Raw genomic sequence first — 26407 nt, 5'->3', positions numbered from 1 at the left:
GCATCTACGTAGTAAGTCCGTAGGATGGTAACGCAACCCCAGACGAGCGGACGGGAACTAGAGCCATGGGACGAGTCCAGGCCACCGGGCGGCGGCGCGGCGTCGTGAGCACGGTTGTCTGCCTGCTCACGCTCTGCGCCGTGGTCATCGGCATGACCGGATGCGGCAGCCGGCAGGCACCGGTGGCACAACCGGAGACGATTGCCGAAAAGGGCACCCCCTACGGCGATCTGCTGGTGCCCGAACTACGCATGTCGGTCACCGACGGCGCCATCGGCGTTCCGGTCGAGACACCGGTGACGGTGCGCGCGGAGGCCGGCGTGCTGGACAACGTGACCTTGGTCAACGAACAGGGCCGGGTGGTCAAGAGTGAGCTGAGCCCCGACGGGGTCAGCTGGCGTTCGGCAGAGCCGCTCGGCTACAACCGGCAATACACCCTGCACGCCGAGGCACTCGGCCTCGGCGGGCGCACCGGCATCACGGCGAAGTTCGAGACCCATTCCCCGCAGAACCTCACCATGCCCTATGTGATCCCCGGCGACGGTCAGGTGGTCGGGGTCGGACAGCCGATCGCGGTCAGCTTCGACGAACCGATCCCCGACCGATTGGCCGCCCAGAAAGCCATCACCGTCACCACGAACCCGCCTGTGGAGGGCGCGTTCTACTGGCTCAACTCCCGCGAGGTGCGCTGGCGCCCCGCCGAATACTGGCAGCCCGGTACCGAGGTCGAGGTTCAGGTGCGCACCTATGGCGTGGACCTCGGTGACGGACTGTTCGGACAGGACAATGTCACCAGCCGATTCACCATCGGCGACGAGGTCATCGCCATCGCCGACGACAGCACCAAAACGCTGACCGTGCGGGTCAACGGCGCGGTGGCCAAGACGATCCCGATCTCCATGGGCAAGAACGCCACCCCCACCGACAACGGGGTGTACATCATCGCCGAACGGCTGCCGTTCATGGTGATGGATTCGTCGACCTACGGCGTCCCGGTGAACTCACCGGACGGGTACCGCACGGAGGTCAACTGGGCCACGCGGATGTCCTACAGCGGGATCTTCGTGCATGCCGCGCCATGGTCGGTGGGCAGCCAGGGCTATGCCAATGTGAGCCACGGGTGCCTCAACGCCAGCACGGAGAACGCAAAGTGGTTCTACGACAACACCAAACGCGGCGATATCGTCGAGGTGGTGAACACGGTGGGGCCGACACTCTCGGGCACCGACGGACTCGGCGACTGGAACATCCCGTGGTCGCAGTGGAAGGCAGGCAACGCCAATCTGTGATCAGTGCTGACACAGCAGATTGATCAGCACCGGCACACACACGGTCGCCGCGATGACCACGATCGTCAGGATCTGGTGGCAACCGGTGGCCAGCGGTCCGGCCGGATCACGCAACCGGGCCACCCTGGTGTGTACCGCGCGGGCGCCGACGGACAACCCGCCGACCGGTGCGGGGCCGGCGAGTTTGACCATCCCGGCGATCACCGCCCCGCGACCGTGCCTGCGCGCCGCGGTGTCATCGGCGCACATCTCCAACAGTGCGGCAACTGCGCCGACAGCACGGGTGAACAGCGGGAGCCGAGAAAGACTGTGCGACAGCGCCCGCAAGACCATCAGCAGGTGGTGGTGACGTCCCGCGAGATGCGCCTGCTCGTGGGCGAGCACAGCACCGAGCTGCGCCTCGTCCAGGGTGCGCACCGCGGCACTGGTGAGCACGATGGCGTGCGGACGGCCGGCGACACAGTACGCCGCGGCGCGATCGGCGTCGATGACGAACACGTCCTGCCGGTCTGTCGGCATGCCGATGATGCGGGCGGCCCTGGCATGTTCGGCGCTGCGTGCCCGAAAGCCGGCCACCGCGCGACCGACTTGGATCCCCACCATCATCGAGATCACGACGCCGGCACCGATCAGCAGGGCCAGACTCGCCGCCCCGGGGGTCAGCGACCGCTCCGGGACCCCGATCATCTCCAGGCACAACACGATCGTCGCCGACCCCGGTAGTCCACTGACGGCGGCGCTCACGATCACCAGCACCGAGACCGACCACGCCAGCACCACCACCGCGATGGCGGTGAGCCAGGCGGCCACGCCCAGGCGCGGATTGAGTCCTGCGCCCGTCAACTTGTGCAGCAGCGCCGGCGCCGCCCAGATGATCACCGCGCCGTAAGCCAGCAGGTACGCAGCGATCGTCATCGCTGCCGCTTCGGTGCGTGTCGCAGCGCGGCCCGGAGTTTCGCCGATTCCTCCGCCGACATCTGGTCGACGAAGAATGCCAACACCGCCTCGGCATCGCCGCCCGAGTCGAACGCCGCGCGCATCAGTTGTGCCGACCGCTCCTCACGCGTCATGGTCGGCCAGTACCGGTACGCCTTGCCCTCGCGGTCCCGCCGGACCCACCCCTTGCGGTAGAGGTTGTCCATCGTGGACAGCACAGTCGTGTAGGCGATCTGGCGAGCATCGGCGAGCTGTTCGAAGATGTCGCGGACGGTGGCGCCGTCAGCGGACGCCCAGACGCGGTCCATGACCGTCGCTTCGAGATCACCCAGACCGCGCTGCTGCATGCTCACCTCAATCCGACTCACCCAGATGGCCGCCTCGGTCCAATCTATCCGGGTGTGCGGCCCTGAGCGCCCTCGGCCGGGCAATCCGTCGGTACAGGACGATTACGCAGTTTGCCGCTGCAGTTTTCCCAATTGTTTGCAGATCGCCTCATGGACAATGGTCGCGGGGATAATCTTCGATCGTGGCGAGCGGGGAGGATCACGTCGATTTCGGCGTCACCACATCAGGTGGGCCGTGTCAGGCGGTGGCATTGGACACGATTGCCCGGACCGTGGGCAGCCGGCCCCGATACCTGCTCTGGTTCGAGGATTTCGGCGCCCAACCGCCCACCCAGAAGATTGCCGCGGCCGCCGAACAGGGCGCCGTACCGGTAATCACCTGGGAACCGTGGACACGTCCCGAGAGAGGGTCTGCGGTAATGCGCGAACTGGCCAATGGTGCGCTCGATGAATATGTGCGCGAATGGGCTGCGGAATTGAAGAACTGCGCCCAGCGGATCTGTTTGCGGTTCGCGCACGAATTCAACGGTGATTGGTATCCGTGGTCCCCGGCGGGCGGGATCACCGCCACCGACCATTCGGCAGCGTGGCGCTACGTACACCGCATCTTCACCGACGGCGGTGCGGCAAACGTGGACTGGGTGTGGTGTGTCGACGCGCAGATCGATCACCGGGCCCCGATCTCCGACTGGTACCCCGGTGACGACTATGTCGACCACCTCGCGGTCGACGGTTTCAACTGGGGTCACTGCCCGGGCCGTACCCACTGGCGACAACCCGAGGAGGTGTTCGGGGCGGCACTGTCCGCGCTCGGTGACCTGGCCGCGAAACCGGTCATCGTCACCGAGGTCGCCTGCGCCGAAAGCGGTGGCGACAAGGCGAACTGGATCACCGATCTGATCAGCTATTTGGGCACCCAGCCGAAGGTCACCGCGTTCATCTGGTTCGACCACCGCAAGGAACGCGACTGGCGCATCGCCAGTACACCGCGATCGGCCGCGGCCATGGCCCGCGGGCTGATGAGGCGACCATGAATCCACCGAACGGACTGTCACTGAACGACCGGTATGCACTGCCAACAGCGTTGGAAGCCGCGCGCCTGCACGCCGTGGACCAGTTGTTCCAGCTGGACACCGAACCCGAGGACCGATTCGCGCGGGTCACCAGTATGGCGCGTTGCGCCCTCGATGTGCCGATGGCGGCCGTTTCGCTGCTCGCCGAGGACAGGCAGTGGTTCAAGCAATGCGACGGTATGACTCTCGGCGGCTTCGTTCCGCGCGACCAAACCGTCTGCCAGGCAACGGTGGCCAGGTTCTACCGCGGTGACCTCGACCCGCTGCACATCATCGAGGACACCTGGCAATCCGAGTTTTCCGAACTGCCCGCGGTGCAGGGTGAGGGCGGCATCCGCTTCTACGCGGGCTATCCGCTGGTCGGCCCGGGTGGCCATGCCGTGGGAACCTTCTGTGTCTATGACACCCGGCCGCGCTCACTCGACGCCGCACAGCGGCGGACCCTGCTCGAACTCGCCCGCTGGGCCGAACGGGAGCTGCAGAATTCCGATGACCTCGACCGTGCGGCGGCGGTGCAACGCCAGCTGCTGCCCGCACCGTTGACCGATCTGGCCGGTTACTCCGTATCCGGGCTGTGCGTGCCGGCATTCGCCGTGGGAGGTGACTTCTACGACCACTATCCGGTGTCCGGCGGCGCGGTGTTCACCATCGCCGATGTGATGGGCAAGGGCCTGGCAGCGGCGATTCTGACAGCCACCGTCCGCTCGGCGTTGCGCGGCGCGTCGCGGGCCATCGATTGGACCGGTGGTGGGGACGTCGACATCGCCGACGCGGTCAATTCGGTCGCCGTCCAGCTCGCCGATGACCTGGACAGCACGGAAAGCTTTGTCACGTTGATGCATCTACGACTGCGTGCCGCCGACGGAGCGTTGGATTACGTCGACGCCGGCCACGGGTTCGCGGTGCACATCGGCGCCGACAGGCAGGCACGGCCACTGCACAGTCGAGGACTGCCATTGGGCGTCAGTCCCGAAGAGACGTGGAGCTCGGTGCGGCTGATGCTGGCCCCCGGGGACACCGTGGTGATCGCCTCGGACGGCCTGCTGGACCTGGTCGGCGATGGCACTGACATGCGGCCGGCACTGGAGTTTCTGGCCGGACACAGCGATCCCACCGAGCTGTGCGCGACCCTTCGCGCGATGACGGGCGACCGGCCATGCCTAGATGACGTGACCCTGGTCGCCATCCGTCGTGAGGCGAGTGGATGACACATCGCCTGCCCGATGCCTCCGTCGGACGCTTCCCGTCGGCGTGGATGCGCCTACTCATCCTGTGCACCGGGCTGCTGGGCATCAACTACATCACGTGGCGGTGGATGGCTTCGCTGAACTGGTCGGCCTGGTGGATCGCGGTGCCGCTGGTGCTCGCTGAGACCTACAGCGTCATCGACTCGCTGCTGTTCGCCTTGACGATGTGGCGGAGGCTGCGACGCAACCCACCGCCCCCACCCCCGGACGGCGCCACCGTGGACGTCCTGGTCACGACCTTCAATGAACCGATACCCATGGTGCTGCAGACAGCCATCGCAGCCCGCGATATCAGTTACCCGCACTCGACCTGGATACTGGATGACGGTGATCGTCACGAATTAGCCGCTGTCGCAGCCGAAAACGGAATCGGCTACGTGACCCGGTCGGCCAGCTGGGCCGATAAGCCGCGGCATGCCAAAGCGGGCAATCTGAACAATGCACTCTTCGAGACCGACGGTGAGTACCTGCTCATCCTCGATGCCGACCAGGTTCCCGATCCGGCGATCCTCGACCGGACACTGGGATACTTCCGTGACCCCCGGATGGCGTTGGTGCAGACTCCGCAGTACTTCCACAACGTGCCGTTCAGCGATCCGCTCGGCAGTCAGGCTCCGCTGTTCTACGGTCCCATCCAACAGGGCAAAGACGGCTGGAATGCTGCCTACTTCTGTGGTTCCAACGCGGTGTTGCGCCGCGAGGCACTCATGCAGCTCGGTATTCGAGGCTACGTTCATGCCGTCGAGGAGGGTATCCGGCGGACGCTGTACGCCTCCCGAAAGATCCTGAAGAGCGCTGCATCCCAGACCGATTCGGAGCACCCTGCGGTCCGCACCGCGTTGACGTCGGTACAGGACGCCACCGCCACCGCGCGCAAGCAGCTACGCGCCGGCCGCGAACTGGCCGATATCACCTTCGATTTCCAGCAGCAGGTCGATGCTGCCGCCCGTTCGATCGTCACCGCCGACGTGACCGCCATGCGCGCCGACCTCGACGTCATCACCGCACTGCAACAGGATCCCGAACTCGCCTCCAGCGCGGTCATCTTCGATGACGAGGCGCTGAGCTCACTCGCCGGTCGAGAATGGTCGCCATTGGGTGCCCTCGAATCGATCAGCGCCATGATCCGGGCGGTCGATGTGGGTCGCGACGACGAGGCGCAGCCGGTGCTGCCCATGGCCACCATCTCCGTCACCGAGGACATGGCGACGTGCATGCGTCTGCACGCCCAGGGCTGGAAGTCGGCCTATCACCACGAGGTGCTGGCCCGCGGTCTCGCACCCGATGACGTGCGCACGATGATGACCCAGCGGTTGCGCTGGGCGCAAGGCACCATCCAGGTGATGCTCAAGGAGAACCCGTTGGTACAGAAGGGTTTGAGCTGGGGTCAGCGGCTGATGTACTGGGCCACGATGTGGAGCTATCTGGCCGGTTTAGCCGCCCTGGCCTATATCGCGGCGCCGGCGATCTTCCTGATCTTCGGCATCATGCCGGTCCAGGCCTACAGCTGGGATTTCTTCGGCCGCCTTGTGCCGTTCCTGGTCCTGAACCAATTGATGTTCATCATCATCAGTCGCGGCACGCCGACATGGCGCGGTCAGCAGTACAGCCTCGCATTGTTCCCGGTGTGGATCCGGGCCTGTACCACCGCTTTCCGCAACGTCTACTTCGGTCGACCGCTGGGCTTTGCGGTGACGCCGAAGACCAAGCAGTCATCCGATTCAATTCCTTGGCACCTGGTCAAATGGCAGCTCGCCGCCATGGCCCTGCTCGTGACCGCATCGGTCATCGGGATCGTGCAGTTGTACTTCGGTGCGATTTCGGTTCTCGGCGTCGGAGTCAACCTGTTCTGGGTGCTCTTCGACGTCGTCATCCTCAGCGTGGTGTTCCACGCCGTCCGCTATCGGGGCCACGAACCCGAAGGGCCCGAATCACCCGCCGACCAAGGAGTCTCGTGAGCAATTTCCCCGTTAACTCCCTCGAATCCGGAGTCGCTGTCGTCATCCCGACCGGTCGCGTCAACATGGTGGCCGCGCCGGCTCTGCGCAAGCAACTCCATTCCCTCGTCGAGGACGGGCACAGCCGCGTGGTCGTCGACCTCAGTGGCGTCGATTTCATCGATTCCTCCGGCCTCGGCGCCTTGATCTCCGGACTGAAGGTTGCCCGCCAGGCAGGCGGCGACCTTCGGATTGCCGCGCCGTCCCGGCAGGTGACCTCGGTCCTGGAGCTGACCAACCTCAACCGCGTGCTGCGTGCTCATCCTGACGCCGAGAGCGCTTTCGATGACCACACCTGAGAGGTTCGTCCTCGATACCCTCACCGGGCCCGACACCCTGACGGCGATCCAACAAACTTTGGACGCGCTCTGGTCGGAACACCCGGAACTCCCGGATATGGTGCGGCTGCACATGGATCTGGCCGCTGGGGAGATCGGTGCCAATATCATCGAGCATTCCGGCGACGGCAACCCCGTGCATCTTCGGATGACCGTCGAGCTGTCCTCGTGCGCGGTGCGCGCGATCTTCACCGATGACGGCCACCCGGCGCCCTTCGACGTACATCAGCCTCGGATGCCCGACGAGATGTCCGAGAGTGGTCGCGGATTGGCGATCGCCCACCGCGTGCTCGACGAGCTGTCTTATCGCCGTGACCACATCGGCAACCACTGGACGCTCATCCGGAATGTCACCGAGTGACCGCATAGGCGTCGGGTGCGCGTCAGCGCGGACTCGCGGCTGTCTCGTCCTCGTCGTGGACGGGTTCGACCGGACGACGCAGGACCGCGGGCCGCAGCCGATCCGGCAAGGCGCGCAGCGCGAGGACGGTGGCCACAAGGATCGCCGCGGTGCCACCGGCAACGAGGACCAACGAGGCCGTCGGGAAGGCGTTCTCCAACACCATGAAGGAACCGAACACCAGGAACAGGGCTGCGGCTCCGATCTGGATGATCCGCTCCGGCAAGTGCTTACCCAACACCGCGCCGACGATGATCGCCAACCCGTCGGCGACCACCATTCCCAGCGTCGAACCGATCCACACGCCCGCCCAGTTGTTGTCCGCGGCGAGGGTGACCGTCGCCAGCATCGTCTTGTCGCCGAGTTCGGCGAGGAAGAATGCGGACGTCACCACGAAGAACGCGGGTGCGGTCGCCCGCTGCGCGACGCTGGCCTCCTCGTCACTGAGCTTGTCGCCGCGCAGCGTCCAGGCACCGAAGAAGATGAACATCACACCCGCGATCAGCCCGAGCAGATGCCCGGGGAGTGCGGCACCGAGATAGTGCCCGATCGCCACCGAAAGGACATGCACGACGGTGGTCGCCGCAGTGATCGCGGCAAGAACGACCCACCACCGGTATCGCAACGCGAACGTCATCGCGACCAGTTGGGTTTTGTCACCGAGCTCGGCGATGAAGATGACGGCAAAGCTGAGCACCAAGGCGGACAGCACGGGAACCTCCCAGATCACAGGCTGCCGTGGAGAAAAGTGCACTCCGGCCGGCAGCCACACATGGCTTCATACGGCCGAAGGTCTCGTCCACCGACTGTCGTCGGTCCAGATGACCGGGACGTCCGGCCAACTGCCGGCAGGTCCAGTATGTCGATCACCCGATTGGGGGCTACTCCCCTTCGCTGCAGACGAGGTTAGTCCAGGCCCCTGCGATACGCAACCTGGCACTTTTCAAAGGTGTTCTACAACAACAACTTTGGGCACCCGCGCAAACTGAATTTGGCCGACCGAACGCCGGTCGCGCGGTTGGTGACAATGTTTGTGGTGAGGCCTGATGGCGTATTTCGGTCACCCGAAAACGGCACGGGCTCAGCCGGTGGGACACGTCCCCGCCGCCTCGCGCAACACGCGCGCCGAGGACGTATCAACGGGCAGCCGGTAACCGCGCAGGACCTCGGCGAACTGCACCGCATACTGACACCAGAACGCGCGGTTGGGCGGCATCCACGCGGCCGGTTCACTGTCACCCTTGTCCTGGTTGGCGCCTCCGGCCACCGCGATCAGATTGGCGGGGTCGTTGGCGAACCGCAGTCGCAGATCATCCGGCCAGTTCCTCGCACCGAGATCCCAGGCCAGCGCCAACGGGACGATGTGGTCGATCTGGACCGCAGCGCCGATTTGGTTGCCACGGACGAACGCGATGGTCTCGTTGGTGTACGGATCGACGAGCGTGCCGGTGGCCACCGCGGTCGGACAACGCTTGATCGAGACATAGGACTTCTCGATCAGGTCGCGATCGAGGATGTCGTTTCGGGTGTCGCAACCGTTGCGTCCGCCCGGTGCGTCGTTGTCGTCGTCCCAGGACTCGCCGAAGGCGTCGCGGCGGTAATCGTGTCCGCGCACCCGGGACGGAATCTCGGGGACGCCCGCCAGGATATCGGCGCCGACGGCCACCGTCGGCGTATCGGCCTCGGCAACGACACGGGACGATCCCGTACCCGGTTCGGTGCTCACCTGCACGGCGACCAGCACTGTGAGCGCGACGCCTGCGGCGAGCAACGCGATCCGCTTCACGACTTGTCCAGATACTGAACGCGATCGGTGTCGGAGAACGGGGCCGCCAGCACCGCGAGGCCACCCTGGTCGGGGTTGTCCAGATACGCCTGTTCGCAGAAGCTGCGGGCCTCCTGGATGATGTCGAGATGCTCGGCCAGCGACAGGAAACGTAGCGTGGTCAACCGGCCTGACTGGTTGTAACCCAGCACGTCACCTTCCTGACGCTCCTGCAGATCAAGGTCTGCCAACGCGAAACCGTCGAGGGTTCCGGCGACCGCACGCAGCCGCTCGGCCGCCTTGGAGCTCTCCGGCATCCGTGTCACCAGCAGGCACAGGCTCGGGTGCTTGCCGCGCCCGATGCGACCGCGCAGCTGATGCAACTGGCTGATGCCGAACCGATCGGCATCCATGATCACCATTACGGTGGAGTTGGGCACGTCGACACCGACCTCGATCACCGTGGTGCACACCAGTACATCGATCTCGCCGGCCCGGAACGCCGACATCACCGCGTCCTTCTCCTCACCGGACAGCCGACCGTGCATGAGGCCCAGTCGCAGACCGGCCAGCGGACCACTTCGTAACCGGTCCAGCATCTGCAACACCGTGATCGGCGGCGGACCATGCTCGTAGGCGTTCTTCTTGTCGGGCTCCTCGTCGATTCGCGAGGCGACCACATAGGCCTGCCGGCCGGCCGCGACCTCCTCGGTGATCCGCGCCCATGCCCTGTCCAGCCAGGCCGGTTTGTCCCTGGCGAAGATGACATTACTGGCGATCGGTTGCCGGCCACGCGGCAGTTCACGAAGGGTGGAGGTCTCCAGATCACCGAACACAGTCAGCGCTATCGTGCGCGGGATCGGGGTCGCCGTCATCACCAACAGGTGGGGTGTGATGCCTCCGGTAGCCTTGGCGCGCAATCGGTCTCGCTGCTCGACACCGAACCTGTGTTGTTCATCGACCACCACCATGCCGAGCCGGGCGAACTCGACCGACTCCTGGATCAGAGCGTGGGTGCCGATCACGATCCCGGCCGTCCCCGACGCGATCTGATCGCGGGCCAGCCGCTTCTGCTGCGCGGACATCGAGCCGGTCAGCAGGGCGACCCCGGTCGCCTCCTCGGCGGCGCCCAGTTCACCGGCCATGGCCAACGGGCCCAGAACATCACGGATGGACCGATAGTGCTGCGCGGCAAGAACTTCGGTGGGCGTCAGCAGTGCACACTGCATTCCCGCATCGACCATTTGCAACATCGCCAGAACCGAGACGATGGTCTTACCCGATCCGACCTCGCCCTGCAGCATCCGGTTCATCGGCCGGGTCCCGGCAAGCTCGTCGGAGATGACGCCGAGCACCTCGCGCTGGCCACCGGTGAGCTCGAAGGGCAACTGCTGCCGCAGGGCGGCCAACAGTCCGTCTGCGCGGACCGGAGCCGAGGGCCCGGTCTCACCGAGTTCGCCGTAGCGCCGGGCCACCAAAGCCCATTGCAGGCCGACCGCCTCGTCGTAGGTCAGCCGCTCGTGGGCGGCGGCACGCTCGGCCGCGTTCTCGGCGAGGTGCACGGCACGCAACGCGGCATCCTCTGAGATCAGATCCCACCGGTCCAATATCGACTCGGGCAACAGCTCGGGCACCGGATCCAGGACGGCCAGAACTTGTTTGATGCAGGCGTAGATATCCCAGCTCTGCAGCTTCTTGGTGGCCGGATAGATCGGGAAGAAGTCCTTCTCGAACGCCGCCAGCACGTCGTCGCCGGACTCTCCCGATGCCTCGGCGATCTTCGCGAACGATCGTGTGCCGATGGTCCGCCCGGTGGGCGAGTCGATGACCAGAAACGCCGGATGCGACAACTGTACGGTGTTTCGGAAGTAGCCGATCTCCCCGGAGAGCATCACCCGGGTGCCCTCGACCAGGTTGTTGATCAGATAGTCGGCATTGAAGAAGGTCGCGGTGATCGGCGGATTCCGGTCACCGAGGGTGATCCGCAACAGCTTGCGCTGCCGCTTACCGTGTTGCGATTTCATAGGCCGGACATCGGTTTTGGTGATGGTGTCGACGAAGGTCACGTGGGTGCCCTCCTCGAGCTCGATCTGCTCACCCTCCTCGCGGACGTTGATGCCGTCACTGTATTTGCGGGGATAATGCCGCAGCAGATCGTTGACGGTGCGTAACCCGAACGCCTCTTCCAGCGAGGTGGCGGCCTTGGTCCCGAGAACGTGGGATAACAGGTCTGACAGAGCGACCACCGCTACTCCACCCCGATCAACAGCGCGTCACCGTCGTGATCGGTGCGGTAGCTGACCAGTTCGGTGCCCAGGTGCTGGCGGCGGACATGTTCACGCAGCCGGTCGCCCACACCGTCGTCGACACCGGCGCCGATCAGTATGGTCACCAGCTCTCCACCGGAGGCCAACAGCAGATCGATCAGCCCGGCCGCGGCGGCCACCACATCACGGCCGACTATCAGCACCTCGTCACCGGTGATCCCCAGGCCGTCGCCGGTCTTGCAGGAACCCGCCCACGTCAACGCATCCTCGGTGGCGATCCGCACCGACCCGTGCCGCGCGCCGGCGGCCGCACGAGCCATGGTGTAGGCATCGTCGACACCATGGCGGGCGGTGTCGTGTACCGCCAGCGCCGCCAGCCCCTGCACCATGGACGCGGTCGGGACGGGGACGACATCGATACCCCAACCCGTTGCCGCGGTGCAGCCCGCCACCAGTTCCTCGGCAGCGATGAATCCGTTGGGCAGCAACATGATCTGCGCGGCGTCGGCCTCCACGAGGGCGCGCAACAACTGTTGGGCGCTGATCGGACGCCCGTCCTCGGGCCTGAGCACCCGGGCCCCTTCGCCGCCGAACAACGTTGCCGCACCGTCACCATCGACGACGGCGAGCACCGCACGGTCCTGACTTCCCACGGCGACGGGACGCGCGCCGGTCAGCAGAGTCACCTGGATACCGCTGGGCACGCCGGCCGCCAGACCGGCCTCCACCGCCGCACCCGCGTCATCGGTGTGCACGTGCACCGAGTGCGCACCGGTGCGCCCGGCGGTGATGGCCACCGAATCCCCCAACACGTCCAGCGCGGCGCGCAGCGTGTCGATCGCCTCGGCCGTCGAGCCCGTCAGCAGGTACATCACCTCGAATCGCGGCGGTGCCGGATCGGTGTGCACCGGCTCGGCCATGGCGGCGGGTCGGTAGGTGTCACGGGCGGGAGCAGTCCCGACGAGGATGGCGGTCATCGCGTCCAGAAGTACCAGCAACCCCCGACCACCGGCGTCCACGACGCCCGCCTCGGCCAGCACGTCGAGTTGACCTGTGGTGCGATCCAGCGCCACGCTCGCGGCACCCGCGCTGGCCGCGACCACGTCGGCGATATCGGCCGCTGTGCACTGTTCTGCGGCTTCCGCCGCGGCGGAAAGCACCGAGACGATGGTGCCGGGCACCGCCTGCCCCATCGACGCCACGACCAGCGCCTCGGCACGACGCAGCGCCATCGCGAAGGCGGGTCCGCCGATCTCGGTGAGAGCGCCCTCGGCCGTCACGTCGGCGAGACCACGCAGGATCTGCGACAGGATCACCCCGGAGTTCCCGCGCGCCCCGCGCAGCGCGCCATCGGCGAGCAGGCCGGTCAACCCGATGAGGTCCAGGTCCTCGCGGCCCTCCGTTCCTGCGACCGCCGCCCGCATGGTGAACAGCATGTTGGTTCCGGTATCGGAATCGGCCACCGGGAAGACATTGAGGCGATTGATCTCGTCGGTATGGGTGATCAGATGTGCGACGGCGGTGTGGGCCCAACGCCGCAACGCCGATGCGTCGACCCGCGCAGCCGCCATCTACACCTCCCGAAAGTCCCACCGACCGTGCCGGCCAGAATAGTCATCGCCGCTGACAGCGCCGCTGCTCTGCACAGGTTGTGGACAGCGTTTTGGAGATCCGTTCCCGCGGCCGGTATCCTGGTCAGGTTGTCGGGTCACCCTCCCGGTTGTTGACCCATCAAGTACTGATTACGAGGAGTTCTACACATGGCTGCCGTGTGCGATGTCTGCGGAAAGGGCCCCGGCTTCGGTAAGTCGGTTTCACACTCCCATCGCCGGACCAGTCGTCGGTGGAACCCGAACATCCAGTCGGTGCGCGCAGTGGCGCGTCCGGGTGGCAACAAGCAGCGCGTGAACGTCTGCACGTCCTGCCTGAAGGCCGGCAAGGTCACCCGCGGTTAGGTCCGCACCCCACACTCGATTCATCGTCCCATCGCGTCCCCGACGCGGTGGGACGATGTCGTGTCTGCGCACCACCCACCGCCGTCAGGGCAGTCGCCAGTCCACCGGCTCGGCGCCCAGCTGGGTCAACAGCTCGTTGGTGCGGCTGAACGGTTTGGAACCGAAGAACCCGCGTGACGCCGACAGCGGTGACGGGTGCACGGACTCGATGACCCCGCAACCACCCTCGACCAGAAGTGGCTTCAGGGTGCCCGCATCACGGCCCCACAGGATCGCGACCAACGGCTGTGGCCGCGCCACCAACGCCCGGATGGCGCATTCGGTGACCGCCTCCCAGCCCTTCCCGCGATGGGAGGCCGGTGCGCCGGGACGCACGGTCAGCACCCTGTTCAGCAGCATCACGCCCTGTTCGGCCCACGGGCTCAGATCCCCGGTGGCCGGCACCGGATAGCCGAGGTCCGACCCGTACTCGGTGAAGATGTTCACCAGGCTGCGCGGCACCGGCCGGACATCGGGTGCCACCGAAAAGCTCAGGCCCACGGCGTGCCCCGGAGTCGGGTACGGATCCTGGCCCACGATGAGCACCCGGACCGCGTCGAAGGGAAAGGTGAACGCCCGCAGCACGTTCTCCCCCGGCGGAAGATACTGGTACCCGGCGGCCAGTTCGCCGCGCAGGAACTCTCCCAACTCGGTCACCTTCGGGGCCACCGGCGCGAGCGCACGCGCCCATCCGGGTTCGATCAGATCTGTCAGCGGGCGAGGTGTCACGAGACCCAAAACTAGCGTGTCGGACCGTCAGTAGGACTGCCAGCCCGCACTTGCATGCCAGGGCCGGCCGTCGACCGACACAGCCGATGGCCCATCGGTCGTCTCACCGATGACACGCCACCCCGCGGGCACGGGCCCGGCGAAGATCGCGGCCAGGGCGTGTTCCTCACCGCCGCCGAGCACCCACTCCCAACCGTCCCGGCCGACCGACGCGGCGGCGTCGGCCAGCAGGTCGTGATCGGTGCGCAGCGCCTCTCGCGACAGCGCGATGCCCACACCGGACGCGGCGGCGATATGGCCCAGATCAGCCAACAGTCCATCGGAGATGTCGGTCATTGCGGTGGCGCCCGCGTCGGCGGCCACCCGCCCCTGTCCGTACGGCGGCCGCGGCACCAGGTGCGCGTCCCGCAGCTCGCGGTGCTCATCGATCCCGTTGTCCAACAACGCGTATCCGGCTGCGGAGGTTCCGAGATCGCCGATCACGGCCACCGTTTGTCCCGGGCCCGCAGTATCGCGGCGCACCGGCTCGCGACCATCGAGGTCGCCGAGCGCGGTGACCGAGATCACCCACAGCGGCGCGCTGACCAGATCACCACCGGCGATACCTCCGCCACACCGCAGCGCCTCCACCCACATGCCGTCGGAGAGTTCCTGCGCGGCAGCGGCCGGAGTGTCCGGCGGAGCGGCGAAGGCGACGACGAACGCCGTCGGCACCGCGCCCATCGCCTCGATATCGGCGGCGTTCTGCGCGATCGCCTTGCGGCCGATGTCGTGCGGCCGCGACCAGTCCAAGCGGAAATGCCGATCCTGCACCAGCATGTCGGTGCTCACCGCGGTGACACCGTGCAGCACGGCGGCGTCATCGCCGGGACCCAGCGTCACCGCGGGTGGCTGGCGGCGGTCGGCGACCAGCCGATCGATCACCCCGAACTCGCCGACCTGTGCCAGAGTCGGCCCGTTGTCGGTCATCTCACCGTCCTGCCTGGAGTTCGGCGCCCTGTTCTACGGCGCGACCTGCGGTACGTTTATTGCCTGCTTGAGTCTATGCAGGGGAAACGGAGGGCCGCGGCCGTGGTGGAGGCGTTCATGCTGATACAGACCGAGGTGGGTCGCGCCGAGGTCGTCGCCAAGCAGCTGATCGGTCTGACCGGTGTCGTCTCGGCCGCGTACGTCACCGGTCCGTATGACGTGGTGGCGCGCATCGGTGCCGACAGTGAGGACGAGCTGCAGCGCACCGTGGTCGGCCGGGTCCAACAAGTGGCCGGGATCACCCGAACCCTGACCTGTCCGATCGCCGCGGTCGGACAGCCATAGAGTTACCGCTGTGAGTGACCACGATGACCACGACGGCCCGCCCCGCTCGTTGATCATCGCCGCCGTGGGCGTCGCCGTCGCCGCCGTGATCGTGCTGCTGACCTTCGCGGCCACCAGACAGGCGGCCCCGGAGGAGAAGCCGGTGGCGATCGCCGCGGCGCCGGCACCGCAAGCCGAGTCGGCCGAGTGCAGCGCGCTGATGGAGGCGTTACCCGAGCAGCTCGGCGACTACCGCCGCGCCCAGGCCGTCGAACCCGTGCCTGCCGGGGCAGCGGCATGGCGGGCCGAGCCGGAGCAGGACCCGGTCATCATGCGCTGCGGGCTGGAACGACCGGTCGACTTCCGGGTGGGCACGCCGGTGCAGGTGGTCGACGAGGTGCAGTGGTTCGAGGTCAGCCAGGACGGTGTGAGCACCTGGTTCGCCGTCGATCGCGCCACCTATGTCGCGTTGACCCTGCCGTCGGGCTCCGGGCCGACGCCGATCCAGCTGATCTCCAAGGCGATAGCGCGGACCATGCCTGCCCAGCAACCCGATCCGGGACCGGCGCGCTGATCAGCGCAGGCCGGTGCCGCGGGCGACCGCGGTCTCGACCATTGTCGCCAGCAGTGTCGGGTAGTCCAGCCCGCTGGCCGCCCACATCCGCGGATACATCGAGATGGTGGTGAATCCCGGCATCGTGTTGATCTCGTTGATCACCGGACCGTTTTCGGTGAGGAAGAAGTCGACCCGCGCCAAACCCTGACAGTCGATAGCCCGGAACGCCCGGATCGCCAGGGCGCGCAGTGCGTCGGCCACCTCGTCGTCGACCTTGGCCGGCACGTCGAGCTCGGCCGCATCCTCCAGATACTTGGTGGCGAAGTCGTAGAAGGTGTCCTCGCGGTCGCGCACGCCGGCGACCCGGATCTCACCGATCTCACTGGCCTCGACGCGGCCGTCGGGGAACTCGAGCACACCACACTCGACCTCGCGGCCGATGATGGCGGCCTCGACGATCACCTTGGGGTCGTGGCGGCGCGCCTCGGCGATCGCCTGGGGCAACTGATCCCATGCCGTCACCCGGCTCACCCCGATCGACGAACCGCCGCGCGCAGGCTTCACGAATACCGGGAGACCAAGCCGCTCACGGTCATCGAGGCTCACGGTGTCCTGATGCGATCGCAACACGACGTGGTCCCCGATCGGCAGTCCGTCGGCGACGAGGAGCTTCTTGGTGAATTCCTTGTCCATCCCGGTGGCGCTGGCCAGCACCCCGGCCCCGACATAGGGCACCCCGGCCAGCTCCAACAGGCCCTGGATGGTGCCGTCCTCGCCGTAGGGACCGTGCAGCACCGGAAAGACGACATCGACGGCGGCCAATACCGCACCGGCTCCCTCGCCCAGGGACAACAGCTCACCGCGGCGCACCGGGTCGGCGGTCAACGCGAGCGCGGTGCCGTCGGCAACGACAGGCAAGCGGCCATCGGTGATGGCCAACGCCTCGGGCCTGCCATCGGTCAGCACCCACGATCCGTCGCCGGTGATGCCGACGGCGACCACCTCGAAGCGTTCCGGATCGAGATTGCGCAGGATGCTGCCTGCGGAAACACAGGAAATCCCGTGCTCGGAGCTGCGTCCGCCATAGACGACGGCGACTCGGGTACGGGCACTCACAACCTGCAGAGGCTACCGGCTCCCGGTCGGGGTCGGCGTCTCAGGTGAGCGCGCGCTCGATGTCGGCGACGATATCGTCGGTGTCCTCGATGCCCAGCGCGATGCGTGCGAACCCGTCCCCCACCGGATCGCCCCAACGCGCCCGTCGATCCACGCAGGTGTGCAGTCCCCCGAAACTCGTCGCGGCCACCAGCAGCTCGCTGCGCTGGACCAGAGCGTGGACGGCGGCCGCATCGGCCAATTCGACGGCCACCAGACCACCGAATCGCCGCATCTGCTCGACGGCGACGGCGTGCGATGGATCGTCGGGCAGGCCGGGATAGCGCACCGATCGCACCGCCGGATGATCACGCAGCATCAGCGCAACGGCCTGGGCGTTGCGGCATTGCCGATCGATGCGCAGTCCCGCGCTGCCCAGGCTGCGCAACGCCAGCCAGGCCTCGAAGGCCCCGAGCACCGGACCGGCGAGCAACCGATCGCGTTCGATCTTCGCCATCAGCTCGGGATGGCAGCCCGCGACGTAGCCGGCCAACAGGTCGCTGTGTCCGGACAGTGCCTTGGTGGCGCTGGCGACGACGAGGTCGGCGCCGAGAGACAACGGCTGTACGCCGAAGGGGGTGGCGGCGGTGTTGTCGACGACGAGGGTGGCGCCGCGGGAGCGGCAGATTGCCGCCAGTCGATGTAGGTCGACGACGTCGAGGGTGGGATTGACCGGCGTCTCCGCCAACACGACATCCGCGCGGCCCGCCGCCTCACACATCTGCTCGGCGGTAGCCTCGATGACCGTGACCCCACGGGGGGCAAGGTATTCCGCGGCATAACGACGCACCTGGTAGTAGCCGTCGGCGGGCACCACCAGGGTGGTCTGCGGCATGGCCAACACCCGCAGCACCGCACTGATCGCGCCCATACCGGACCCGAAGGTCAGCGCCCAAGTCGCGCCCTCGAGCTCGGCGAGCCCCGATTCCAGGCCACGCCACGTCGGATTCGACGCGCGCCCGTAGGTATCCAGGGGCGCCGCCTCATCCGCAGACAGGTGATACGCCGAGGCGGGCACCGGTACCGGGGCCACTGGTGCACCTGGAATAGATTCGCGCCCAACGGCTTTGACGCTGCGGGTGGAGTCTCCGTAATCCATGGGCGTCCTACTCGGGTTTGGTGCTGCGGCCCAACAACAACATCACGGCTTGTTCCACCGAGAGGCCCTGATGGCACACGCGGTAGACCGCATCGGTCAAGGGCATCTCGACGTCGTAGCTGGAGGCGAGGGCGAGCACCGACTGGCACGAGGTCGCCCCTTCTGCGACATGACCTTGCACCGCCTGCAACGCCGATTCCATCGAACCGCCCCGCCCCAACCGTTCTCCGAAACTACGGTTCCGCGACTGCGGCGAGGTGCAGGTGGCCACCAGATCGCCGACACCGGCCAGGCCGGCCAATGTTGCACCTTTGGCGCCCAAGGCGATTCCCAGGCGCATGATCTCGGCCAACCCCCTGGTGATGATCGCCGCGGAGGTGTTCTCGCCGAGCCCGGCTCCGGCGGCCATCCCGCAGGCCAGCGCGATGACGTTCTTGCACGCGCCGCCGATCTCGGCACCGACCACATCGGAGTTGGTGTACGGGCGGAAGTACGCCGTGGACATGGCCCGCTGCAGGGCGACCGCTCGACCGGAATCAGCACACGCCACCACCGTCGCGGCCGGTTGCTCGTCGGCGACCTCCTTGGCCAGGTTCGGCCCCGTCACCACCGCCACCCTGGACGGATCCGCACCGGTCACCGCGACGATCACCTGGCTCATCCGCATCAGGGAATCCAATTCGATCCCCTTGGCCAGGCTCACCAGGGTCACATCGTCACCGATCAACTGCTTCCAGCCGGTCAGATTGGTGCGCAACGTCTGCGACGGCACCCCGAGCAGCACCGTGCACGCGCCGTCGAGGGCTTCGCCCGCATCGCCGGTGGCCCTGATCGAACTGGGCAGGGCCACCTCACCGAGATAATCCGGATTGCGATGCGTCGCATTGATCTGTGCGGCCAATTCGGGCCGCCTGGTCCACAACCGAACCCCGTTACCCGCGTCGGCCAGCACCTTGGCCAGCGCTGTTCCCCATGCACCGGCACCCATCACAGCGGCTTCGACCACGACTCAACCCTAGTCGTTGAACCGAAGCTGGCAGGATGGCGGTATGAGTGTCGCCGGCGCGGGGTCGCAGGTCGCCGTGGTGATCGCGGTGAAGCGATTGACCGCGGCCAAGAGCCGCCTGGCCCCGGTACTGCCCGCCGATGCGCGCGAGCAGTTGGTGCTCGCGATGCTCACCGACACCGTGCATGCCGCCGCCGCGGTGCCCGCGGTGAGTGTCGTCACCGTCGTCACCCCCGACCCCGCGGCCGCCGCAGCCGCACGTGAGCTGGGTGCGACCGCGGTGGCCGACCCGACCCCGGCCGACCATCCCGATCCGCTGAACAATGCCCTCGCCGCAGCCGAGGCCGCCATCGGGGCGTCCAATATCGTTGTCCTCCAGGGCGATCTTCCCGCTCTGCGATCCTCCGAACTATCCGAGGCGGTGGTGCTGGCGCGGCATCACCGACGGAGCTTCGTCGGCGATCGGCATGGCACCGGCACCGCCGCACTGTTCGCCTTCGGCGTCCCGCTCGACCCCCGCTTCGGGACCGAATCCACGCGCCACCATGCCGATTCGGGCGCCCACGAACTGCACGGCGACTGGCCGGGTTTGCGGTGCGATATCGACACACCCGACGATCTGACGGCGGCGCTGACGCTCGGCGTCGGACCGGCCACCCGCCGGATCGTCGGGCAGTTCTGCCCCACCGGCTGTCAGAGCTGACCGCACCACTGGAATGAGCGATGGCGATAGGCGATGATCGAACAATGACCGAAGTCGAGACATCAGCAGCCGATCGGACGATCGCGGAAACTCCCAACTCGGCGCCCGACGCCCCGCCGGCGGCGTCGGCCGCGGCGATCGACGACAGTCTGCCCGAAGACCGCTACCTCAACCGCGAGCTGAGCTGGCTGGATTTCAACGCCCGCGTGCTGGCGTTGGCCGCCGACAATTCCCTGCCACTGCTGGAACGTGCCAAGTTCCTTGCCATCTTCTCGTCGAACCTCGACGAGTTCTACATGGTGCGAGTCGCCGGCTTGAAACGTCGTGACGAGATGGGCCTCTCGGTGCGCTCCGCCGACGGCCTGTCCCCGCGCGAGCAGTTGCGCCGGATCGGGGAACGCACCCAGCAGATTTCCAGCAGGCACGCCCAGGTTTTTCTCGAGGCGGTGCGACCGGCACTGGCCGAGAAGGGAATCGTGATCGTCAGCTGGGCAGACCTTGGCGAGGACGAGCACGCCGCACTGTCCACCTACTTCCATGAGCAGGTGTTCCCGGTCCTCACCCCGCTCGCCGTCGATCCGGCGCATCCGTTCCCCTTCGTCAGTGGCCTGAGCCTCAATCTCGCGATCACCGTGCGCCAGCCCGACGACCGTACCCAGCACTTCGCCCGAATCAAGGTGCCCGACAACGTCGACCGTTTCGTCGAGTTGCCGCGCAGCGTCGATGCCGACGGCGCGCAGGGGCCAATTCGGTTCCTGCCCCTCGAGGAATTGATCGGCGCGTTTCTCTCCGTGCTGTTCCCCGGTTTGGAGATCGTCGAGCAGCACGCGTTCCGAATCACCCGCAACGCCGATTTCGAGGTCGCCGAAGATCGGGACGAAGATCTCTTGCAGGCGTTGGAACGTGAACTGGCGCGCAGGCGCTTCGGTTCGCCGGTACGCCTTGAGGTCGCCGACGATATGACCGAGAACATGCTCGAGCTGTTGCTCCGTGAGCTCGACGTGCATCCCGGTGACGTGATCGAGGTACCGGGATTGCTGGACCTTTCGTCACTGTGGCAGATCTACGGCGTCGACCGTCCCGACCTCAAGGACCGCCCGTTCGTCCCCGCCACCCCCGCGGCCTTCGGTGAGCGCGAGACTCCCAAGAGCATCTTCTCGACGCTGCGCGACGGTGATGTGATGGTGCACCATCCCTACGACTCGTTCTCCACCACGGTGCAACGATTCATCGAACAGGCCGCAGCCGACCCGAATGTGTTGGCCATCAAACAGACGCTCTACCGAACCTCCGGCGACTCACCGATTGTCAATGCCCTCATCGATGCGGCCGAGGCAGGCAAGCAGGTCGTCGCACTGGTGGAGATCAAGGCCCGCTTCGACGAACAGGCCAACATCAAATGGGCCCGCGCACTGGAACAGGCAGGGGTCCATGTGGTCTATGGCTTGATCGGATTGAAAACCCACTGCAAGACGGCTCTTGTGGTGCGGCGGGAGGGTTCGACCATTCGCCGCTACTGCCATATCGGTACCGGCAACTACAACCCGAAAACCGCACGGTTGTACGAGGATGTGGGATTGCTGACGGCCTCCCCCGATATCGGCGCGGACCTGACCGATCTGTTCAACTGGCTCACCGGATACTCCCGCAAGGTTGCCTACCGCAATCTCTTGGTGGCACCGCACAGTGTGCGCAAGGGGATCATCGGGCGCATCGAGCAGGAGACAGCAGCGCATCAGGAGAACGGCCAGGGCCAAATCCGGTTGAAGGCCAACGCGCTGGTCGACGAGCAGGTGATCGATGCCCTGTACCGCGCCTCACAGGCCGGCGTCAGGGTCGAGGTGGTGGTGCGCGGAATCTGCGCGCTGCGGCCCGGCCAGCCCGGCCTGTCAGAGAACATCGTGGTGCGGTCGATTCTGGGCCGGTTCCTGGAGCACTCGCGAATTATTCACTTCCGCGCCATCAACGAGTTCTGGATCGGCAGTGCCGACATGATGCATCGTAATCTGGACCGTCGTGTGGAAGTGATGGCACAGGTGAAGGATCCACGGTTGACCGCTCAGTTGGACGACATGCTCGAGTCCACCATGGATCCGGCAACCCGGTGCTGGGAGCTACAAGCCGATGGGCGATGGACCGCGTTGCCGCTGCCCGGGCAGAAGGTGCGCGACCATCAGGTGGAGCTCATGGCAAGACACCGTGCGCCGTGACGAGCCAACCCCGATGATGACCACGTATAGGAGTTGATGTGTCGGACACCCCGACTCGCCGCACGAAGAAGACAATCCACGCGGCGGGCGCGGTGTTGTGGCGGGATCGAGCCGGGCACACCGAGGTGGCGGTGGTACATCGGCCGCGCTATGACGATTGGTCGCTGCCCAAGGGGAAGGTCGACCCCGGTGAGACTCACCCCGTCACCGCGGTACGCGAGCTCAGCGAGGAAACCGGTTACGCCGCGCGGCTCGGACGACGCCTGTCGGTGATCACCTATCCGATCGAGGACACCACCAAACGGGTCGTGTACTGGGCAGCCGAGGCCGTCGACGGCGAGTTCCGCGCCGCCGATGAAGTCGACGAGCTGCTCTGGTTACCGCCCAAGGCGGCCCTCGAACGGTTGCAGTACCCGGCCGATCGCAAAGTGCTGCGCCGGTTCACCAAGGCCGAGCACGACACCGAGACGTTGCTGATCGTGCGGCATGGCCGTGCGGGATCACGCTCGAAGTTCAAGGGTGACGACCGCAAGCGCCCCCTGGACAAGCAAGGCCGGGCGCAGGCGGAATCGTTGGTGGCGCAACTGCTTGCATTCGGGGCCACCGCGGTGCACGCCGCACCGAGGGTGCGCTGCAGCCAGACGGTCGAACCGCTGGCTCAGGAGTTGGGCGTCGAGATCGAACTGGAATCCACCTTCACCGAGGAGGCCTACGCAGACGATCGCAAGGCAGCTCGGCACCGTCTGCTCGATATCGCGGGTGCCGGAGGGGTTCCCGTCATCTGCACCCAGGGAGCGGTGATACCCGATTTGATCAGCTGGTGGTGTGGCCGTGGGGCCGTGCGCCCGGACAAGTCGCGAAACCGTAAAGGCAGCACGTGGGTGTTGTCCTCGGTCGCAGGCAAGCCGGTGGCAGCCGACCATCTGGGTAGTCCGCTGGGCATCCTGGACTGAGATTCACCGCGCACTGCAAAAGCACCCCAAACCATCTGGTTTGGGGTGCTTTTGCAGTACTTGAGTTCCGACTTAGCGGCGACCGCGCTTCGCGGGAGCCTTCTTGGCCGGAGCCTTCTTGGCCGGAGCCTTCGCGGCGGTGGCCTTCTTGGCCGGGGCAGCCTTCTTGGCCGGAGCGGCCTTCTTGGCAGCCGGTGCAGCCTTCTTCGCGACGGTGGCCTTCTTGGCCGGAGCCGCCTTCTTGACCGCGGTGGCCTTCTTGGCCGGAGCCGCCTTCTTCACGGCGGTGGCCTTCTTGGCCGGAGCCGCCTTCTTGGCCGGAGCGGCCTTCTTGGCAGCCGGTGCAGCCTTCTTGACCGCGGCACGCTTGGCCGGGGCGGCCTTCTTGGCGGCGCCACGCTTGGCCGGAGCTGCCGCGACACCACGCTTGACGGCGGGGCCGTCGGCCGGGAGACGCTGCGCGCCAGAGACAACCGCCTTGAACTGGGCACCCGGACGGAAGGCCGGAACCGACGTCGGCTTGACCTTCACCGTCTCACCCGTGCGCGGGTTACGAGCGACACGGGCAGCGCGACGACGCTGCTCGAAAACACCGAAACCGGTGATGGTGACGCTCTCGCCCTTGTGCACGGCACGCACGATGGTGTCGACGATGTTCTCAACCGCGGCAGTAGCCTGTCGACGATCGGTGCCCAACTTGGTTGTGAGTGCGTCGATGAGCTCTGCTTTGTTCATGCAAACCCTCCGAAGTCCAGTGGTCCGCTTTGGACCGACTAGAGGACACGGTAAACCCATTTGCTGCATATTTCCAAGAGCCACGCACAGTTTCAGCGGTAGCTGAGAGAAATTCGGCAATCCGATTGGCCCACTTGGGTAGTGGTACCGGCGTTCGAGAAAGCGGTTGCCGGGCCATATTTGAGGGCCCGGCAACCTGGAATTCAGGCCGGCAGAGTGCGGGGTTTGAAGCTTGGCCGGCGCTGCTCGAACGCCGCGATTTCATCCTGTTTCCGCAGCGTGAGGCCTATATCGTCGAGACCTTCCAGCAGTCGCCAGGCGGTGTAGTCATCAATAGTGAACGGCACCATGACCGTTCCAGCGGCGATGGTTCGATCTTGAAGATTCACAGTGATTTCCAGGCCCGGATTCTGCTCGATCAACTTCCACAGAAGTTCGACGTCATCCTGAGAGACCTGAGCCGCCAACAGCCCCGCTTTTCCGGCGTTGCCCCGGAAGATATCGGCAAACCGGGGCGAGATGACGACCCGGAACCCGTAATCCATCAACGCCCAGACGGCATGCTCCCGGGAGGACCCGGTGCCGAAATCCGGACCCGCGACCAAGACCGAACCCTTGTCGAATGGGGCCAGATTGAGGATGAAGGACGGGTCGTTGCGCCAGGCGGCGAACAAACCGTCCTCGAAACCCGTTCGGGTGACGCGCTTCAAATAGACCGCCGGGATGATCTGGTCGGTGTCCACGTTGGAACGGCGCAGCGGGACGCCGATGCCGGTGTGGGTCTGGAATGCCTGCATGTCCTGGTACTCCTAGCGCTTGGCGGAAATCGGGGCCAGATCGGCCGGCGACGACAGGGTTCCACGCACCGCGGTGGCCGCGGCCACCGCGGGCGAGACCAGATGGGTGCGACCACCCTTGCCTTGCCTGCCCTCGAAATTGCGGTTGGATGTCGATGCACACCGTTCCCCCGGGGCCAGCGTGTCCGGGTTCATCCCCAGGCACATCGAGCAGCCGGCCTGACGCCATTCGGCACCGGCTGCGACGAAGATCTCACCCAGGCCCTCGGATTCGGCCTGCTCGCGCACGCGCATCGAACCGGGGACGACGAGCATGCGCACCCCGTCGGCCAATGTGCGGCCGTCCAGGATTTCGGCGACCACCCGCAGGTCTTCGATCCGGCCGTTGGTGCACGAACCGACGAACACCGCGTCGACAGGGATGTCCCGCATCGGGGTACCCGCCCGAAGGTCCATATAGGTCAAGGCTTTCTCCGCGGCCTGACGCTCGTCGTCACTGAGCATCATTTCGGGATCCGGGACGTCGGCGGACAGCGGGACGCCCTGCCCGGGGTTGGTGCCCCAGGTGACGAACGGGCTCAACGAACTCGCGTCCAGGTACACCTCGGTGTCGAATTCGGCCCCCTCGTCGGTGCGCAACTGTCGCCAGTACGCCACCGCGGCATCCCAGTCCGCACCGGTCGGGGCGTGTGACCGTCCCTTCAAAAACTCGAAGGTGGTGTCGTCCGGGGCCACCATCCCGGCGCGCGCTCCCGCTTCGATACTCATATTGCAGATCGTCATCCGGCCCTCCATGGATAGCGATTCGATGGCGCTACCCCGGTATTCGATGACGTGTCCCTGACCGCCACCGGTGCCGATCTTGGCGATCACCGCCAAGATGATGTCCTTGGCGCTGACGCCTGCGGGCAGTTCGCCGTCGACGTTGACCGCCATCGTCTTGAACGGCTTGAGTGCCAAAGTCTGCGTCGCCATGACGTGTTCGACCTCGGAGGTGCCGATACCCATCGCGATCGAACCGAATGCGCCGTGGGTGGAGGTGTGACTGTCACCGCAGACGATCGTCATGCCCGGCTGGGTGAGGCCCAACTGCGGGCCGATGATGTGCACGATGCCCTGCTCGGCATCGCCCATCGGGTGCAACCGTATTCCGAACTCCGCACAGTTCCGGCGCAGGGTTTCCACCTGGGTCCGCGAAATCGGATCGGCGATCGGCTTGTCGATATCCATCGTCGGAACGTTGTGATCCTCGGTGGCGATGGTCAGATCGGGCCTGCGCACCGGCCGTCCGGCCAGTCGCAGACCGTCGAAGGCCTGCGGACTGGTCACCTCGTGTACGAGGTGCAGGTCGATGTAGATCAGGTCAGGCTCTTGGGCCGCACCCTCACCGGCACCGCGGGCCACGATGTGGTCTTCCCACACTTTCTCGGCCAGGGTACGAGGCCGCGAATTCGACTGCGTCTGCTCCATGGATATCTCTATTCGGCTCGGGCGTACCGCCGTGACGGGCTGGCAATC

26 protein-coding genes are annotated in these 26407 nt (G+C 66.3%); 12 read left to right on the top strand and 14 right to left on the bottom strand.

Features of this window, described 5'->3' with window-relative positions; translation table 11 throughout:
• The first annotated feature begins 65 nt into the window (after nucleotides 1–65).
• Entirely contained in the window at nucleotides 66–1289 is a 1224-nt protein-coding gene (locus G154_RS23630; protein ID WP_019513533.1) for an Ig-like domain-containing protein, read from the top strand.
• On the opposite strand, the gene G154_RS23625 is transcribed toward G154_RS23630, so the two are convergent.
• Together G154_RS23625 and G154_RS23620 are read right to left on the bottom strand one after the other, a co-directional pair.
• A complete protein-coding gene (locus G154_RS23625) occupies nucleotides 1290–2204 on the bottom strand; it encodes a M56 family metallopeptidase (protein ID WP_019513534.1) in 915 nt (304 codons plus the stop codon). It abuts the gene before it with no gap.
• Complete coding sequence (locus G154_RS23620; RefSeq protein ID WP_019513535.1) at nucleotides 2201–2572, bottom strand: BlaI/MecI/CopY family transcriptional regulator; 372 nt, start codon at nucleotides 2570–2572, stop codon at nucleotides 2201–2203. The genes G154_RS23625 and G154_RS23620 overlap by 4 nt, the downstream gene beginning before the upstream one ends.
• 182 nt (nucleotides 2573–2754) lie before the next feature.
• On the opposite strand from G154_RS23620, the gene G154_RS23615 reads away from it, so the two are divergent.
• Genes G154_RS23615 through G154_RS23595 form a run of 5 tightly spaced genes read left to right on the top strand, consistent with a single transcriptional unit; the run spans nucleotide 2755 to nucleotide 7588 of the window.
• On the top strand, nucleotides 2755–3606 hold the full coding sequence (locus G154_RS23615; protein ID WP_019513536.1) for a glycoside hydrolase family 26 protein: 852 nt from the start codon (nucleotides 2755–2757) through the stop codon (nucleotides 3604–3606).
• Entirely contained in the window at nucleotides 3603–4853 is a 1251-nt protein-coding gene (locus tag G154_RS23610) for a PP2C family protein-serine/threonine phosphatase (protein WP_019513537.1), read from the top strand. Before G154_RS23615 ends, G154_RS23610 begins: the two co-directional genes overlap by 4 nt.
• Nucleotides 4850–6850, top strand: coding sequence for a glycosyltransferase family 2 protein (locus G154_RS23605; protein WP_019513538.1), 2001 nt, complete (start codon nucleotides 4850–4852; stop codon nucleotides 6848–6850). Before G154_RS23610 ends, G154_RS23605 begins: the two co-directional genes overlap by 4 nt.
• Nucleotides 6847–7188: an STAS domain-containing protein gene (locus G154_RS23600; RefSeq protein ID WP_019513539.1), complete on the top strand. Its 342-nt coding sequence runs from the start codon at nucleotides 6847–6849 to the stop codon at nucleotides 7186–7188. The genes G154_RS23605 and G154_RS23600 overlap by 4 nt, the downstream gene beginning before the upstream one ends.
• Nucleotides 7175–7588 (top strand): ATP-binding protein, encoded by a 414-nt coding sequence (locus G154_RS23595; protein ID WP_019513540.1) that lies wholly within the window; start codon nucleotides 7175–7177, stop codon nucleotides 7586–7588. Before G154_RS23600 ends, G154_RS23595 begins: the two co-directional genes overlap by 14 nt.
• A gap of 22 nt (nucleotides 7589–7610) precedes the next feature.
• Here the strand turns inward: G154_RS23595 and G154_RS23590 are convergent, their stop codons facing one another.
• From G154_RS23590 to G154_RS23575, 4 genes are all read right to left on the bottom strand, one after another.
• On the bottom strand, nucleotides 7611–8339 hold the full coding sequence (locus G154_RS23590) for a TMEM165/GDT1 family protein (RefSeq protein ID WP_023985565.1): 729 nt from the start codon (nucleotides 8337–8339) through the stop codon (nucleotides 7611–7613).
• A 369-nt stretch (nucleotides 8340–8708) separates the two neighbouring features.
• Nucleotides 8709–9413, bottom strand: a complete 705-nt coding sequence (locus G154_RS23585) for an HNH endonuclease family protein (RefSeq protein ID WP_019513542.1) — start codon at nucleotides 9411–9413, stop codon at nucleotides 8709–8711.
• A complete protein-coding gene (recG, locus tag G154_RS23580; RefSeq protein ID WP_019513543.1) occupies nucleotides 9410–11638 on the bottom strand; it encodes an ATP-dependent DNA helicase RecG in 2229 nt (742 codons plus the stop codon). Before recG ends, G154_RS23585 begins: the two co-directional genes overlap by 4 nt.
• 2 nt (nucleotides 11639–11640) lie before the next feature.
• Nucleotides 11641–13230, bottom strand: coding sequence for a DAK2 domain-containing protein (locus G154_RS23575; RefSeq protein WP_019513544.1), 1590 nt, complete (start codon nucleotides 13228–13230; stop codon nucleotides 11641–11643).
• A 189-nt stretch (nucleotides 13231–13419) separates the two neighbouring features.
• On the opposite strand from G154_RS23575, the gene rpmB reads away from it, so the two are divergent.
• Entirely contained in the window at nucleotides 13420–13614 is a 195-nt protein-coding gene (gene rpmB, locus G154_RS26150; protein ID WP_030135717.1) for a 50S ribosomal protein L28, read from the top strand.
• Nucleotides 13615–13698: 84 nt separating this feature from the next.
• Here the strand turns inward: rpmB and G154_RS23570 are convergent, their stop codons facing one another.
• Together G154_RS23570 and G154_RS23565 are read right to left on the bottom strand one after the other, a co-directional pair.
• A complete protein-coding gene (locus G154_RS23570) occupies nucleotides 13699–14382 on the bottom strand; it encodes a uracil-DNA glycosylase (protein WP_019513545.1) in 684 nt (227 codons plus the stop codon).
• Nucleotides 14383–14409: 27 nt separating this feature from the next.
• Nucleotides 14410–15351: a thiamine-phosphate kinase gene (locus tag G154_RS23565; protein WP_019513546.1), complete on the bottom strand. Its 942-nt coding sequence runs from the start codon at nucleotides 15349–15351 to the stop codon at nucleotides 14410–14412.
• Between the two features lie 102 nt (nucleotides 15352–15453).
• Between G154_RS23565 and G154_RS23560 the strand changes: the two genes are divergently transcribed.
• Both G154_RS23560 and G154_RS23555 read left to right on the top strand, forming a co-directional pair.
• Nucleotides 15454–15696 (top strand): Lrp/AsnC ligand binding domain-containing protein, encoded by a 243-nt coding sequence (locus tag G154_RS23560; protein WP_019513547.1) that lies wholly within the window; start codon nucleotides 15454–15456, stop codon nucleotides 15694–15696.
• A 10-nt stretch (nucleotides 15697–15706) separates the two neighbouring features.
• Complete coding sequence (locus G154_RS23555) at nucleotides 15707–16249, top strand: DUF3515 domain-containing protein (RefSeq protein WP_019513548.1); 543 nt, start codon at nucleotides 15707–15709, stop codon at nucleotides 16247–16249.
• Here the strand turns inward: G154_RS23555 and G154_RS23550 are convergent, their stop codons facing one another.
• Genes G154_RS23550 through G154_RS23540 form a run of 3 tightly spaced genes read right to left on the bottom strand, consistent with a single transcriptional unit; the run spans nucleotide 16250 to nucleotide 19473 of the window.
• Nucleotides 16250–17347 (bottom strand): D-alanine--D-alanine ligase family protein, encoded by a 1098-nt coding sequence (locus G154_RS23550; protein ID WP_019513549.1) that lies wholly within the window; start codon nucleotides 17345–17347, stop codon nucleotides 16250–16252.
• A 40-nt stretch (nucleotides 17348–17387) separates the two neighbouring features.
• Nucleotides 17388–18485: a cystathionine gamma-lyase gene (locus G154_RS23545; protein ID WP_023985564.1), complete on the bottom strand. Its 1098-nt coding sequence runs from the start codon at nucleotides 18483–18485 to the stop codon at nucleotides 17388–17390.
• 7 nt (nucleotides 18486–18492) lie between these two features.
• Nucleotides 18493–19473: an NAD(P)H-dependent glycerol-3-phosphate dehydrogenase gene (locus G154_RS23540; protein ID WP_031601430.1), complete on the bottom strand. Its 981-nt coding sequence runs from the start codon at nucleotides 19471–19473 to the stop codon at nucleotides 18493–18495.
• A 61-nt stretch (nucleotides 19474–19534) separates the two neighbouring features.
• On the opposite strand from G154_RS23540, the gene cofC reads away from it, so the two are divergent.
• From cofC to G154_RS23525, 3 genes are read left to right on the top strand one after another with little or no spacing between them, the layout of a single operon-like run.
• On the top strand, nucleotides 19535–20194 hold the full coding sequence (gene cofC, locus G154_RS23535; protein ID WP_019513552.1) for a 2-phospho-L-lactate guanylyltransferase: 660 nt from the start codon (nucleotides 19535–19537) through the stop codon (nucleotides 20192–20194).
• Between the two features lie 44 nt (nucleotides 20195–20238).
• The gene (locus G154_RS23530) at nucleotides 20239–22404 is read left to right on the top strand and encodes an RNA degradosome polyphosphate kinase (RefSeq protein ID WP_019513553.1); all 2166 of its coding nucleotides are present in this window, start codon (nucleotides 20239–20241) and stop codon (nucleotides 22402–22404) included.
• A 38-nt stretch (nucleotides 22405–22442) separates the two neighbouring features.
• On the top strand, nucleotides 22443–23357 hold the full coding sequence (locus G154_RS23525) for an NUDIX hydrolase (protein WP_019513554.1): 915 nt from the start codon (nucleotides 22443–22445) through the stop codon (nucleotides 23355–23357).
• Nucleotides 23358–23429: 72 nt separating this feature from the next.
• Here G154_RS23525 and G154_RS23520 read toward each other — a convergent pair whose 3' ends face one another.
• The 3 genes from G154_RS23520 to leuC form a co-directional block, all read right to left on the bottom strand.
• On the bottom strand, nucleotides 23430–24092 hold the full coding sequence (locus tag G154_RS23520) for an HU family DNA-binding protein (protein ID WP_019513555.1): 663 nt from the start codon (nucleotides 24090–24092) through the stop codon (nucleotides 23430–23432).
• 203 nt (nucleotides 24093–24295) lie between these two features.
• On the bottom strand, nucleotides 24296–24889 hold the full coding sequence (gene leuD, locus G154_RS23515; protein WP_019513556.1) for a 3-isopropylmalate dehydratase small subunit: 594 nt from the start codon (nucleotides 24887–24889) through the stop codon (nucleotides 24296–24298).
• 12 nt (nucleotides 24890–24901) lie between these two features.
• Nucleotides 24902–26359: a 3-isopropylmalate dehydratase large subunit gene (leuC, locus tag G154_RS23510; RefSeq protein ID WP_019513557.1), complete on the bottom strand. Its 1458-nt coding sequence runs from the start codon at nucleotides 26357–26359 to the stop codon at nucleotides 24902–24904.
• Between the last annotated feature and the right edge of the window lie 48 nt (nucleotides 26360–26407).

It is taken from the genome of Mycobacterium sp. VKM Ac-1816D, from assembly GCF_000416385.1.
Taxonomy (GTDB): Bacteria; Actinomycetota; Actinomycetes; order Mycobacteriales; family Mycobacteriaceae; genus Mycobacterium; species Mycobacterium neoaurum_A.
Note: the sequence above shows the minus strand (reverse complement) of the source record. Positions and strands in the feature narration are given on the sequence as shown.

Excerpts from the sequence above, each read along its gene's own strand:
- rpmB (WP_030135717.1), top strand. The coding sequence starts at position 13,420 with ATGGCTGCCGTGTGCGATGTCTGCGGAAAGGGCCCCGGCTTCGGTAAG.
- G154_RS23610 (WP_019513537.1), top strand. The coding sequence starts at position 3,603 with ATGAATCCACCGAACGGACTGTCACTGAACGACCGGTATGCACTGCCA.
- G154_RS23545 (WP_023985564.1), bottom strand. The coding sequence starts at position 18,485 with ATGGATTACGGAGACTCCACCCGCAGCGTCAAAGCCGTTGGGCGCGAA.
- cofC (WP_019513552.1), top strand. The coding sequence starts at position 19,535 with ATGAGTGTCGCCGGCGCGGGGTCGCAGGTCGCCGTGGTGATCGCGGTG.
- G154_RS23565 (WP_019513546.1), bottom strand. The coding sequence starts at position 15,351 with ATGACCGACAACGGGCCGACTCTGGCACAGGTCGGCGAGTTCGGGGTG.
- G154_RS23630 (WP_019513533.1), top strand. The coding sequence starts at position 66 with ATGGGACGAGTCCAGGCCACCGGGCGGCGGCGCGGCGTCGTGAGCACG.
- G154_RS23605 (WP_019513538.1), top strand. The coding sequence starts at position 4,850 with ATGACACATCGCCTGCCCGATGCCTCCGTCGGACGCTTCCCGTCGGCG.
- G154_RS23575 (WP_019513544.1), bottom strand. The coding sequence starts at position 13,230 with ATGGCGGCTGCGCGGGTCGACGCATCGGCGTTGCGGCGTTGGGCCCAC.
- G154_RS23595 (WP_019513540.1), top strand. The coding sequence starts at position 7,175 with ATGACCACACCTGAGAGGTTCGTCCTCGATACCCTCACCGGGCCCGAC.
- G154_RS23530 (WP_019513553.1), top strand. The coding sequence starts at position 20,239 with ATGACCGAAGTCGAGACATCAGCAGCCGATCGGACGATCGCGGAAACT.
- G154_RS23625 (WP_019513534.1), bottom strand. The coding sequence starts at position 2,204 with ATGACGATCGCTGCGTACCTGCTGGCTTACGGCGCGGTGATCATCTGG.
- leuD (WP_019513556.1), bottom strand. The coding sequence starts at position 24,889 with ATGCAGGCATTCCAGACCCACACCGGCATCGGCGTCCCGCTGCGCCGT.
- G154_RS23520 (WP_019513555.1), bottom strand. The coding sequence starts at position 24,092 with ATGAACAAAGCAGAGCTCATCGACGCACTCACAACCAAGTTGGGCACC.
- leuC (WP_019513557.1), bottom strand. The coding sequence starts at position 26,359 with ATGGAGCAGACGCAGTCGAATTCGCGGCCTCGTACCCTGGCCGAGAAA.
- G154_RS23540 (WP_031601430.1), bottom strand. The coding sequence starts at position 19,473 with ATGGGTGCCGGTGCATGGGGAACAGCGCTGGCCAAGGTGCTGGCCGAC.
- G154_RS23620 (WP_019513535.1), bottom strand. The coding sequence starts at position 2,572 with ATGCAGCAGCGCGGTCTGGGTGATCTCGAAGCGACGGTCATGGACCGC.